11 protein-coding genes are annotated in these 13,027 nt (G+C 49.9%); 5 read left to right on the plus strand and 6 right to left on the minus strand.

Translation table 11 applies throughout. From position 1 onward, the window contains the following. Positions 1–3: 3 nt before the first annotated feature. Entirely contained in the window at positions 4–1,002 is a 999-nt protein-coding gene (gene argF / locus ON16_RS05790; RefSeq protein WP_040660273.1) for an ornithine carbamoyltransferase, read from the minus strand. Between the two features lie 109 nt (positions 1,003–1,111). Then, on the minus strand, positions 1,112–2,335 hold the full coding sequence (gene arcA / locus ON16_RS05795; RefSeq protein WP_040660946.1) for an arginine deiminase: 1,224 nt from the start codon (positions 2,333–2,335) through the stop codon (positions 1,112–1,114). A 422-nt stretch (positions 2,336–2,757) separates the two neighbouring features. Here arcA and ON16_RS05800 point away from each other — a divergent pair, with 422 nt between their 5' ends. The 4 genes from ON16_RS05800 to ilvA all read left to right on the plus strand — a co-directional run bounded on the left by ON16_RS05800 (position 2,758) and on the right by ilvA (position 7,948). Beyond that, a complete protein-coding gene (locus tag ON16_RS05800) occupies positions 2,758–3,843 on the plus strand; it encodes a sensor histidine kinase (protein ID WP_040660274.1) in 1,086 nt (361 codons plus the stop codon). Then, the gene (locus ON16_RS05805; RefSeq protein WP_040660276.1) at positions 3,840–4,547 is read left to right on the plus strand and encodes a response regulator; all 708 of its coding nucleotides are present in this window, start codon (positions 3,840–3,842) and stop codon (positions 4,545–4,547) included. Before ON16_RS05800 ends, ON16_RS05805 begins: the two co-directional genes overlap by 4 nt. A 353-nt stretch (positions 4,548–4,900) precedes the next feature. Further along, a complete protein-coding gene (locus tag ON16_RS05810) occupies positions 4,901–6,382 on the plus strand; it encodes a carbon starvation CstA family protein (protein ID WP_040660277.1) in 1,482 nt (493 codons plus the stop codon). Positions 6,383–6,754: 372 nt separating this feature from the next. After that, positions 6,755–7,948, plus strand: a complete 1,194-nt coding sequence (gene ilvA / locus ON16_RS05815) for a threonine ammonia-lyase (protein WP_040660279.1) — start codon at positions 6,755–6,757, stop codon at positions 7,946–7,948. 603 nt (positions 7,949–8,551) lie between these two features. Here the strand turns inward: ilvA and ON16_RS05820 are convergent. The 4 genes from ON16_RS05820 to ON16_RS05835 form a co-directional block, all read right to left on the minus strand. After that, positions 8,552–10,312 carry an ABC-three component system protein gene (locus tag ON16_RS05820; protein ID WP_040660281.1) on the minus strand — a complete coding sequence of 587 codons (1,761 nt, stop codon included), beginning with the start codon at positions 10,310–10,312 and terminating at the stop codon, positions 8,552–8,554. Further along, a complete protein-coding gene (locus ON16_RS16345; protein ID WP_040660282.1) occupies positions 10,309–10,557 on the minus strand; it encodes an ABC-three component system middle component 6 in 249 nt (82 codons plus the stop codon). Before ON16_RS16345 ends, ON16_RS05820 begins: the two co-directional genes overlap by 4 nt. After that, positions 10,554–11,522: an ABC-three component system protein gene (locus tag ON16_RS05830; protein WP_040660284.1), complete on the minus strand. Its 969-nt coding sequence runs from the start codon at positions 11,520–11,522 to the stop codon at positions 10,554–10,556. The genes ON16_RS16345 and ON16_RS05830 overlap by 4 nt, the downstream gene beginning before the upstream one ends. Before the next feature lie 628 nt (positions 11,523–12,150). Then, positions 12,151–12,477, minus strand: coding sequence for a helix-turn-helix domain-containing protein (locus ON16_RS05835; RefSeq protein ID WP_158441606.1), 327 nt, complete (start codon positions 12,475–12,477; stop codon positions 12,151–12,153). A 180-nt stretch (positions 12,478–12,657) separates the two neighbouring features. On the opposite strand from ON16_RS05835, the gene ON16_RS05840 reads away from it, so the two are divergent. Next, a complete protein-coding gene (locus ON16_RS05840; protein WP_040660288.1) occupies positions 12,658–13,014 on the plus strand; it encodes a helix-turn-helix domain-containing protein in 357 nt (118 codons plus the stop codon). The last annotated feature ends 13 nt before the right edge of the window (positions 13,015–13,027 follow it).

Genomic DNA, 13,027 nt, shown 5'->3' on the forward strand with positions numbered 1-13,027 from the left:
CTTTTACCTGCCGATAGTGGCCACCAGCACCGCCTTAATCGAGTGCATCCGGTTTTCCGCCTCGTCAAAGACCACGCTGTGGCGTCCCCGGAAGACCTCGTCGGTAACCTCCCGGATATCCACGTTTTTCTCCTGCCATTCCTTACCCACCTTGGTTTCATAGTCGTGGAAAGAGGGCAGGCAGTGGAGGTACAGCACCTCCGGATTGCCCGTGGCTTCCAGCGTCTCCTCGGTCACGCGGTAGGGAGCCAGCAGCTTGGCCCGGTCGGGGATCAGAGCTTCCTCGCCCATGGACGCCCAAATATCGCCATAGAGCACATCCGCGTCCTTCACGGAGTTCATATCGTCGGTGATCTCGATCAGACCGCCGTTGGCGCGGGCCACGGCGAAGACTTCCTTTAAAAACGCGCCGTCCAGCTCCCGGGCCATGCACTCCGGCCCCAGCGCCACGTAGTGCATACCCATCTTTGCCGCGCCGATCATCCACGCCCGAGACATGTTGTTGCGCACATCGCCGGGGAACACCACCTTCACCTTGTTCAAGGGCTTGGCGCAATGCTCCTCAATGGTCATCATGTCCGCCAGAATCTGAGTGGGGTGATCCGCGTCGGTCAAACCGTTCCACACCGGAACGCCGGACCATTTGGCAAGGCCCTCCACGGCGGACTGCTCATAGCCCCGGTATTCAATGCCGTCAAAAAAACGGCCCAGCACCTTGGCGGAGTCCTCAAGGGATTCCTTTTTGCCCATCTGAGAGCTGCCTGCGTCCAAAAACGTCACATGGGCGCCCTCCTGCGTGGCGGCCACCTCAAAGGAGCAGCGGGTGCGGGTGGAGGTCTTTTCAAACAGCAGCACAATGTGCTTGCCCTTCAGCGCTTCGCCGCAGATTCCGGCGCGGCGCTTGGCTTTCAGGTCGTGGCCCAGATCCAGAAGGTACCGGATCTCCGCCGGGGTAAAGTCCATCAACGTCAGAAAACTTCTGCCTTTCAAATTAACAGCCATGGATATTCTCCTTTTTCATTACAATAAATCGTCAGCATACGCTTCCCGTCACCGGAGGGGCATTTCTTGTCAAAAGTCCGCGGTTTTCCTCCGGACGGGAACCGCCCTGTCAGGGATCATCCCGCCACAGCGGCATGGACATACACCGCGGGCCGCCGCGGCCACGGCTCAGCTCTGCGCTGGGAATGGTGTGGACCTTGATGCCGGCTTCCTCCAGCGAGCGGTTGGTGACATAGTTCCGGGCATAGACCACCACTTCGCCTGGGGCAATGGCGAGGGTGTTGCTGCCGTCGCTCCACTGTTCGCGGGCGGCGTCGATCTCGCTGCCCTGTCCGCAGGGAATCAGAGTCACCTTGTCGAGGCCCAGATGCTCCTTCAAAATGTCCTCCAGCCGTCCGTCTTCCTGACGAATGGACATCTTGTTGTTTTTATCCAGCTCCATAACAAACACAGTGATCTGGCTCAAGATATTGGGATGAACGGTGAATTTGTCCCGATCCACCATGGTGAACACCGTGTCCAAATGCATAAACGACCGGGTCTTGGGGATGTTGAACGCCAGCACTTTTTTGAACGTTTCGCTCTCAGAGAGGATCGTCTCCGCCAAAGCGTCGATAGAGTCCTCCTGTGTGCGCTGGGAGATGCCAACCGCCAGAACCTCGGGCGAGAGAATCAGAATATCGCCGCCCTCCAGCGAGGTCGTCTCGCCCCGGTCATACCAGCGGGGGGTCTTTTGAAACTCCGGGTCATGCTCGAAAATAAACTTGCCGAACAGCGTCTCACGGTTGCGGGTGGGCGTGTGCATTTTGTGAATGGACACGCCCGCGCCGATGGTGGCAAAGGGATCGCGGGTGAAATAGAGGTTCGGCATGGGGTCAACGGCAAAGGGATAGTCCTCCTCCGCCGCCACCAGGTAATCGCCCAGTTTTTCTCCGCCGGTGCGCAGCTCCTGCTTGCGGATACCGGCCATCATGGCGTCCACCATCTCCCGGTCAGGCAGATCGGTGAGATAATCGGACACTGTTTCCCGCATCCGCTCCTCGCGAATGCCTGCCTCCTCCACAAACTGACGCACCAAATCCTCCCGAACACTTTTGTCCGAAATGGATTTGAGCACCAGATCCGTCAGGTAGACCACCTCCACGCCGTTTTGGCGCAGGCAGTCGGCAAAGGCGTCATGCTCTTCTTGGGCCTCCCGAAGATAAGGGATATCATCAAACAGCAACCGCTCCAGATATTCCGGCATCAGATTTTCCAGTTCTCTTCCCGGCCGATGGAGCAGCACACGCTTGAGCCGCCCGATTTCCGAGGTATTATGGATTCCCGTTTCCAAACTCAGGTCACTCCTTTTCTTGTGATACTTTTGCGGGTTTTCGCGATTATAGTTTGTGAAAAAACGATTTTCATGCGCCATATGAAAAAAGCGGGTGCGGTATTTCTATTGTTTCCAACACTTTCCTCCATTGGAATAAATTTTGAGCAAAACTGCGCAAGCGCCAACGGTTGAAACCCGGCGACAGAAACCGACAAAAAATTAGCGGAAACTTAGCGGCAGCTATGCTATAATAAGCACAGGCTATTTCGCTATTTTGCCCGCCGGGAAGTGCCGTTGCCAAGAATGCAGCCGAAAGTGGTGAAAAGCACTGCTTTTTTTGATTACTTGGGTTTACCTGTCTGCATAACCGGCGGTTACAGAGACTTCCATTTTCAGCCCGACTGCAAAACTTGATTTTTATAGGAAAGAGGAGGAAGGTCATGCATTCGGAAAAATCCATTTTTAAGCAGTTGTTTCCCTTTCGTTTGCAGGACTTGTTGGTGTGCGTCGCGATTTTGTTCTGCGCGGCCACAGTTTGTACGCTTCTGCTGTCCGCCGACACCAGCGACGGCTTCGCCTCTCCCATTTTTGTGCTGGCGGTGCTTTTAATCTCCCGGCTGACAAACGGTTATCTCTTCGGTCTGGTGGCCTCCGTCGTAGGGGTCATCGCCGTGAACTACACCTTTACTTATCCATACGGAGCCATCAATTTCGCAATTTCCGGCTATCCGCTGACCTTTTTGACGTTTCTCATGGTTTCCGTTGTCACCAGCGCCATGACGACGCAGGTGAAGCAGCAAGAGCGTCTGCGGGCAGAGAATGAAATGGAAAAAATGCGAGCAAATCTTCTCCGCTCCGTATCCCACGACATCCGCACCCCGCTGACGTCCATTGTGGGGTCCACCTCTGCCATTTTGGAAAATCCGTCGATTTCCAAAGCGGCGCAGAAAGATCTCCTGACCGATGTGCGGGACGAGGCCCAGTGGCTCATTCGTGTGGTGGAAAACCTGCTGTCCGTTACCCGAATCGGAGAAAACGGGCAGGCCCACATTACCAAAAAAGACGAGGCGGCAGAGGAAATTTTGGGCGAGACTGTGCGGAAATTCCGCAAGCGGTTTCCGAATGTGGACATCACCGTGGAAGCCCCGCAGGAGCTGCTGATGGTGCCGATGGACGCAATCCTCATCGAGCAGGTGCTGGCAAACCTCTTGGAAAATGCGGTGCGTCATGGTGAAACCACCAGCCATGTCTTTCTCTCTGTGGCGCAGCAGGGGAATCTGGCCAAATTCTCTGTTCGGGACAACGGGCAGGGAATCCCCAAGGATCAGCTGCCCCGTCTGTTTGACGGAACGCTGAAGCGCAGCGAGACAGCTTCTGGCGACGGCAAGCGGGACATGGGTTTGGGCTTGGTGGTATGCCTCACGATTGTGCGCGCACATGGAGGGTTTATGGAGGCTCAAAATATAGCGGGCGGCGGCGCGGAATTTTTCTTCTACCTGCCCCTGACAAAGGAGGAAGCACAGTGAATATCCGAGAAAAAATATTGGTGGTCGAGGATGAGAAGAGCATCTCCCGATTTATTTCGACCATACTGGACAATAACGGCTATGAGGCAGTGCAGGCCCGGTCAGGGACGGAGGCTCTGTCCATGATCTCTTCCCACTGTCCGGATCTGGTTGTTTTGGATCTGGGCCTGCCGGATATGGACGGGCTGGATATTCTTCAAAGTCTGCGGTCTTGGTCCAGCCTGCCGGTGGTGGTAGTCTCCGCCCGGGATCACGAGCAGGATAAGGTGGCGGCCCTTGATTTGGGCGCCGACGACTATCTCACAAAACCCTTTGGCACCGGAGAGCTGCTGGCCCGTGTCCGAGCGGCTATTCGTCACACCCGCACCACTTCCACCAACGACGAAATTGCCCGCAAGGGGACCTATTCGGTGGGCGATCTGACCATTGACTATAACAAGCATCAGGTGCTGGTAAACGGCGAGAACGCAAAGCTGACCCTCAGCGAGTTCCGCATCGTCGCTCTGCTGGGGAAATACGCGGGCAAGGTTTTAACCTATGACTTTATTATCAAGGAACTTTGGGGCCCTCGGGCCGGAGACGACAATCAGATTCTCCGGGTCAATATGGCAAATATTCGCCGGAAGGTGGAAAAAAATCCGGCGGAACCGGAATATCTCTTCACAGAGGTGGGCGTGGGCTATCGCCTTGCCGAAGGGGAGTAAAGCCGCTTGCCGTGGCAGGCGCTTTTCCGGCGGGGAAATGCGAAGCCGCAGAGCAATTCGTTGAAAAAGGGAAGAGTCTCCAAAGGAGACTCTTCCCTTTTTTTAGTGGGCAACAACTCTCTTTCTTTTCCCAGTTCCCCGCGCGGCCGCGCTTTTAGAAAGTATTCGATTACTTTAATGGGGGAGACAAGCCATTTATTAGCAAGATTTTAACAAAATTGAACTTGTCTATGATAAAGTCTGAATTTTTTCAAGTAATTTCTGAACACCATTTTTTGGAAAAACATGCTATCATTTTTATCAGATACTAGCGTAGCCGCTTTGGCGGTAAAAAAAGGAGTGTGTGTATTTCTATGGCAACCTTTCTCATTGGACTTCTGATTCTTGTGGGAGGAGCAGCGGTCTATGGCCGTTTCTGCGAAAAGATCTTTGGTCCGGACGGGCGCGAGACACCCGCTTATTCCAAGCAGGACGGTGTGGACTATGTCCCTATGCAGGAATGGAAAAACAGCCTCATTAACCTGCTCAACATTGCCGGCACAGGTCCCATCATCGGGCCCATCCAGGGCATTTTGTTCGGGCCCATCGCATTTCTCACCATTCCCATCGGCAACATCATCGGCGGCGCAATGCACGACTACTTCTCCGGCATGATCTGCCTGCGGGACGGCGGAACGCAGATGCCGGAAATGATCCGCAAGTACAGCAACAAAGGTGTTTACGGCGTTTATCAGGTGTTTGTCAGTGTGCTTCTGCTGCTGGTGGGCGCGGTATTCATTTACACCCCCGGCGACATTGCCGCCAAGCAGGTCTTCGGCTTTGATGGAGCCGCTACATCCGTTTCCACTTGGGTAATTTACGGCGTAATCTTTGCTTACTATCTGATCGCCACTGTGTTCCCCATCGACAAAATCATCGGCAAGATTTATCCCGTTTTTGGCGCAATTCTGCTGTTTTCCGCAGTGGGCGTGTTCATCGGTCTGTTCGTTCAGGGTTATCCCCTGCTGAACGTCTGGGACAACTGGAACGGCGGTCTGATCGCCTACGGCGACTATTTCGGCGAAAATCATTTCATCCCCATCTTCTTCATCACCGTGGCCTGCGGCATTCTCTCCGGCTTCCACTCCACGCAGACCGCTATTATCTCCCGCACCGTGAAAAGCGAGAAGCAGGGCCGCATGACCTTCTACAACATGATGGTTCTGGAAGGCTTCATTGCCATGGTCTGGGCTGCGGGCGCCATGGGCGTTTACAATCTGGGTCTGCAGGCAGCGGACGCTTCTCTGGCCACCGACACCATCGGCGTGGTCTGCAAGCACATCTTGGGCAACGTGGGCGGCATTGTCGCTTTGCTGGGCGTCATCGTTCTTCCCATCACCTCCGGCGACACGGCGCTGCGGGCGCTGCGTCTGACCATCGCGGAGTCCTTCCACCTTGACCAGAGCTCCAACGCCAAGCGTTTGACTCTCTCCTCCATCATCTTTGCGCTGGTGGCTGTAATCCTTGTGTTTGCCAAGAGCAACCCCACCGGATTCAGCACTCTGTGGCGCTATTTCGCTTGGTCCAACCAGACGCTGTCTCTGTTCGCCTTCTTGGCTATTTCCGTCTGGATGTTTGAAAACGGCAAGGGTAAATTCGTTTGGGTTCCCCTGATTCCCGGCGCGTTCTATGCCTTTGTCACGGTGACCTACATCATGAACGCCAAGATCGGCTTCCATGTTCCTTGGACCGGCGCTTATATCATCGGTGTGTGCGCCGCCGTTGTTTACGTGGGTGTCATTCTCTGGTACGGCCGCCGCAGAGCTGCTGCCACACCCCTGAAGGCAAAGCATTAAAATTACTCTCCCCTTTCTTTAAGCCCTCCGCGGCAGGACACGGTGGGCTCATACAGGAAACAAGACCGTGGCTTTTGCCGCGGTCTTGTTTCCTTCTGCACCAAAAAAGCACGTTTTTTTCACGAGAGTGTCTATTTAGAACACAAACCTTTGGAGATACTGCGTATTGCATTTTTCTTCCAGCGCCCGTATAATGGCAATTAGAAAAGACAAACTGACGCGTGTTTGTGCTTATGCAGAATACACGTCTCTGTTTTCGGTGGATAGAGGGCGTGAGCCTGTGAGGTAGACGCGCAAAATGAACGGGACGCACCCGTATTTTTCTTGCCTGACCGATTGCCGGTCTGAAACGTCTGTACAGGAGGGAACCATATGCTGACTCTGGAAATGATTCAGGATGCGCAGGCCGCGCTGAAGGGCGTGGCCCGGGTAACGCCGCTGAACCCCGCAAAGAAACTGGGAAAAAATGTGTTCATTAAGTCCGAGAATCTTCAGCTGACCGGCGCGTTCAAGCTGCGGGGTGCATACAACAAGATCCGCTCTCTGACACCGGAGGAAGGAAAGCGCGGCGTGATTGCCTGCTCCGCCGGAAACCACGCGCAGGGCATTGCCCTTTCCGCCACAAAGCTGGGCATCCGGTCCATCATCTGTATGCCCGCCGGGGCTCCCATCAGCAAGGTGGAGGCCACCCGGAACTATGGCGCGGAGGTGATTCTGGTCCCCGGCGTGTATGACGACGCGGCGGCAGAGGCCCAGCGGCTCACCGAGGAAAAGGGCTACACCTTTGCGCATCCCTTTAATGACGAGCTGGTAATGGCCGGGCAGGGCACCATCGGTTTGGAGATTTTAGAGCAGCTGCCGGAGGTGGAGCAAGTGGTGGTCCCCATCGGCGGCGGCGGATTGATTGGCGGCGTGGCATGCGCCATCAAAAGTCTGAAGCCCTCCTGCCGTGTCATCGGGGTGCAGGCCTCCGGCGCAGCCAGCATGTATGTCTCTCAAAAAGAGGGGCGCCCGATGGAATTGTCGGGTGTTTCCACCATCGCGGACGGCATCGCCGTGAAAAAGCCGGGGAACTTGACATTTGAGTTGTGCGCCAAATATGTGGACGAGATCGTCACCGTAAAAGACGATGAAATCGCCACCGCGATTTTGGCGCTGATGGAAGATCAAAAAACCGTGGCCGAGGGCGCGGGGGCCACTCCAGTGGCCGCCGTTATGTTCGGCAAGGTGGATGTGACCGACCGGAAGACCGTGTGCCTTGTCTCCGGCGGCAATGTGGATGTGACAACCCTGTCCCGCATCATCACAAAGGGGCTTTCCAAATCGGGCCGTCTGGCGGAGTTTTCCGCCAAGATCGCGGATAAGCCGGGCAGCCTTTTGGGTCTTCTCCAAATCGTGGCAAACACGGGGGCAAACATCCTCAGCGTAAACCACGCTCGAGAAGATAAGCACTCGGACGTGGGCGCGTGCATCGTGTCTATGGTTTTGGAGACGCGGAACACTCAGCATGTGGACGATATTGAACGGGAACTGATTTCCAACGGCTATGAGCTTTTGACAAAATAACGCCACAAACAGCCCCAGCTGCGGAGGTTCCGCGGCTGGGGCTGTTGCTGTCTTCCTGTCAAGCTCCGTGTGTAGAGTATGTCGCATTGTTTCTGCTCTCTCAGAGCAGGGATGTGGCATTCCTGGCGGATAATTTAGGCGTCATCTTTGAGTAGCGCCATTGTTTATGTGGACAGACTGTTTTAGGTTTGGGATAGCCTGTATTGGGTATCGTCCTTTTTTGTGCGCCAACGCCCCAAAACTGTATCGCGTGTGTCCATTATATCCCAAATATTTAAAATGCCAAATTTAAATGGTATAAAAAACTATAAAAACCGTCCAAATCATAAGAAATGGACGGTTTTTTGGCGGGTTGCGGTGATTGAGATAATGGCCAAAAGCCTTTGTTTTCAATGGTTTTCGGATTTTCTACTCGCTGCTTTATCCCGTCCGGGCCTTAACTCTTCTCTTAATATAGCCGATTTTAAGTGCATGCGAAAAAGATATCGAGTTGATAATCTCTTCACTTACAATGGTGTTGGCGGAGAATTACATAATGTTGGTCCAATAGACAGTGGCCATCTTTCTTACCGCGTGGCCATAAGAAAAATATAATGCTGTAAGTTAAAAGCGGAACCCAAATAAACCACCGTCGTCTTTATCAGTTAAACGTGGCGAAACGATCATCGAACCAATATCAAAATCCTTCGGCAAATAGTCGTATGGTATCTGGTCGGAGTTCATTGTAATAATATATTGGAAATTATATTTACGTGCAAATTCTGCACCTGTTACCAGTGCGTGAGCGATTTGTCTTGAATCTACTGGATCGAACAAATGGCTATCGTGTACAAGAAAATCAATATTTGAGCCTTGTTCTCTGAGTAAAGAGATCAGTGTCATATCGAAACAATAGATTTGCATAGACTTAATGCCCTTGCTTTTGTCTCCTTGTTTCGATACGTCAATTGAAATACCATTAGCTGTGTTTTCTATGGTCAACAAACCTGTCTGCTCAAATAAAGTCGAAGATATACTTTCGAAGCGCTGTATTGCTTTATTTATAAAAACAGAGTTCTCTTGAATGTTCTGCCCAATTTTTAAGGTTAGTGCTGCACGCTCCATATCCAGTCGCGGCTGTGCATCTTCAATATCCGTCGCAGTTTTCAGCCGCTTTTTTAAATCTTCAAGCTCAGCCTGCTTTTTAAGTAAGTCGGAGTTAAGTTTATTATATTGTTCCAATGCTCCGTGTGTTTGAAGTAAATCCATTATGAAGGTCTGGCGTTGAGTCAAATGAGTTATTTTGCTATTGCGAGCAGATATATTTGCTTTTACTCTCTCAATTTCAGACTGCAGATACAACTTGCGGTTTCTGACAACTGAATCATGAAAGGTCTGAACTTCATCAAACCGCTTTTTTACTATATCAGGGAAAACCTGTAAGGACTCTTGATATAGTTGTTGAAGTGAATCGTAGTCTGGGCTGGATGCCTCTTCAATTGAAGTCACCAATGAATCTAACAACTCATTTTCGATTGTGTTTTTATCAATACATGTCCTGAGCTCTATCCCAATTTTTGTAAGTTCATTTTCATATTGTCGATACTCGGGCAGCAAGTTGAAAGTCCGAAGATTCGCCTGCATTTCAGAAACCTTTCCTTCAAGAATAGCAATTTGCGATCTCAAATTTGCAGGCGCATCAACAACAGCATCTAAATAACCTTGTTTTAACGATTTTTTCAGTTCTTTTAATGCCTTTTCTTTATCCCTAATAACTTGAAACTCGCTGGATAGTGTCCAGTCTAACCCGAACAGAAAAGATAAATTTATCTGTTCATCATATGACTGCTGCTGACGAGCATTTTTCTTGGGTTCCAACATCCCCCCGGCCGTCTCTCTACGGACAAAATATGAAAAAAGAGAACGAAATGAGGGGTTGTACTTCGAAGTTGTGTCCACTGTTGATATTGAAAAGAAATATCTGCCCAATACCTTTTTCCAGTCATTAACGCTCGAGAAAAAGAGCTTTATTTCAGCGTCTTCTTCTAAGTCAATATCAAGCTTTAGCTCGATATCAATTCTCTTATCAAAATAGATCCGATTCTTTTTTGCCGCACCTCTTGATGCAACGAAGGTAACCCCGCTATATTCCATCTCTACACTAAACAAATCACCTTCAAATGCCTCTTTATTATAGAAAGCCCCCTTATCATTGTCAGCCCCAAAAACAAAATTAATAATCTCAATTAAGCTGGATTTTCCAGCGGAATTTCGTGTCTGTTTAACAGTAGACTGTTCAGTTTTATCCACTATCAGCAAATTCATTCCGGGGTCAAAGGAAGGTGCCTTGAATTTTGAATGCGTCGAAAAGACTCTCTTTATCATGACGCACCTCCAACAATCCTGTCATTAATAAGTGCAATGTTTCCAATCTCATACAGCATAGACAGGGCTAATACGAACCAATCATATGTAATATCGCAGTCCTGTGTATACTCACCATATAAAGCTTTAGTGCTACGCCATAATTGATCTACAGACATGGAACCTGAGGAAAGAATATTTTGGACTATTCCTCCAACATAAATAAGAGAGGACTCGCTCCGTAAATGCTTAGTAGGCAATATCATATTGCGTCCCCCTCTCTTGGTTGCTCGAAGATATCACATGTCTGGAAAAAATAAGCCATAATGGTAAGCGCAGAAATCATCGCTGTTGGATTCCCATAATCTGTGCCGCATATAGTAGTAAATATTCGTTGAAAGACATCATCAGGCGAGACACAATCGTTAACTGCAGCTTTATAAATTCTGTTCATTTCAGATGCCGTTTTTTCTTCGAGACTTGGGTCGTGCCATTGTTTAAAGAATAATTCAATCAGATTACTCTTTATCATTCCCGCTTCAAACAACTGTTTTGTCGCGCTGGAGAGTCCATTTGCTTCAAGCTTCTTTTGAGAAACCGGTTTAACCTCACCAGGCAACGGCGCCGATGTCATTGATACGCCCAAAAGTGTTCTCTTTATTGATTCCATCGACAGATTGTTTACGTCTGAATATGTAGGGACAGCGCCAAGAACATCACGGACATATTGTTCGGCGGTCTCAAATAGTGCCGCTTTCAACTCGTCTTTTCCTAAATGAGCAAACTTAATTTCTTTGTGCTCGGCTTGAAACGTCGTTAACTGCTGCAAAACATGCGGAGGCACACCAACCTTGGCATTGTGCACGAACACCCACGTTTGAATTTTTTTACCCCATTTATCAAGTGCACCAGCAAAGTCCGTTTTCATCTTCTCAGTAGTAGATTTATAATCCAATTCCTCTGGCGCATAAACTTGATAGAAAGTGCCTGTACTTAGAATATAGCCATCGCATTTTTGGTCACCCAACTGACCCCAGGGCCGGGTAGCAACAAAATCCCCAGGATATCGTGCACTCATGATTTTACTAAAGAATAACTGAAACTCATTTGCGGTTTTAGATTGAAACAACAAGTCAAACTTCATATCATAAAAGGCACGTTCCATGCTATCCATAGACATCTGCACCACACTTTCAAAAGGATACGAAAACCCAACTTGATTATAAATCATTGAGTAAAGTTTCTCAATAAAAAACTGCAAATAACTGGTTTTCGTAATAGCTGAATGGTGCACGATGCATATTGTTTATTTAAAAGCCCACTTGAATCCAGGTTTTCCTTTACTTAACCTGTGAGTCGTGCCCACCATCAGGCATTCGCTGTCCAAAAGCATTTCGGAATAGTACACTCTCAAATCATCCCGCAACTTTAACCAGTCTTCTCTTTGATAGAGCTTATTACCAACCAGCTCGCGATCTACATGGTATCGTTTATCTCTTCTTCTGTCATATTCCTTTCCGTTCGGAACGGTCCATGTCACAGGGCAAGGCCATTCCAACTGCCGCGCTGCTTCGTGTGGTATTCCTTCTGTTCACGCTTGCTCTGCTTTTGCAGAGGCGTCATCCGCATCATGTGAACATATTCTATCCTTTAATTTCCGGTTTACGATCTTCTCCATAAAATTTCGGCACCACGCCGAGTCGTCGGAATAACCACATATCTGCCCGAAATCTTGGACACACAGAAAACATAATCACTTTTCCAAAAACATATTCACTATGAAACTGCGCAAAAATAAACCAGCAGTCAAAACCATGACTCCCGGTCGATTGTTTTCTCCGCGAGGTGCGCTAAAATTCTTATCGATCTGTGTGCGTCAGGACGGATTTGTGGTCGCGCAGCGATGTTTTCATTGCTTTTACCGTGTCGGTGATGACCATCCTTTCATAATCGCTGCAATCTGTCAGGAGCATCGTGATCTCTTGACTGGCAGCCATGACGGAGCCGGTGAGCTGCTCAGCAAGGAGAATGTCCGCCGGGATGTCCAGCGCGTTTGCAATTTGTACGAAGGTGTCGAGGCTCATGCTCTTTTTCCCGTTTTCTATGTAGCTGACATAAGTGGGAGATTTGTCTATCAGCTCCGAGAAGACCAACTGGGATATGTTGTTTCGCTTTCTGATGATCATGATTCGGCGTCCGATCGCGCGATAGTTTAGACTCATAATAAGAACCTCCAAAATAAAAATGTCGGTTCCATTATAATGTCAAGGCTATATGATAATCCTCTCTTTATATCAATTTAGTCCGCAGTTGATATAATTCAGATTATAAAATAGTCTGCGGATTAAGTTGAGAGGGGTGAGACGATGGCAGGGCGCGATACAACGGAGAGTCAGGTGATCGGCTCACGGATCAGAGGGGCTCGGATTAAGAACGGCATGAGCCAAGCGGAGCTGGCGGCGAAGTCCAACATTTCCTTGCCGCATATTAGCGACATAGAGCTTGGGAAAAGCAATATGATGCTCACCTCGTTCATTCGGATTACTGAAGCCTTGCAGGTGTCCGCCGATTCATTGCTCCGGCCGAATGTGCCGGGCGTAACGAGCCTCTATGAGAGCGAGTTTTCGGAGATCCTCAATGACTGTACTCCATCGCAGATGGATTCCCTCTTGAAAATCGTCCGGGAACTGAAGCAGACCATGTGTAAAAAAGAAGAAGAATAACATCTACCAAAGC

It is taken from the genome of Oscillibacter ruminantium GH1 (assembly GCF_000307265.1).
Lineage (GTDB): Bacteria > Bacillota > Clostridia > Oscillospirales > Oscillospiraceae > Oscillibacter > Oscillibacter ruminantium.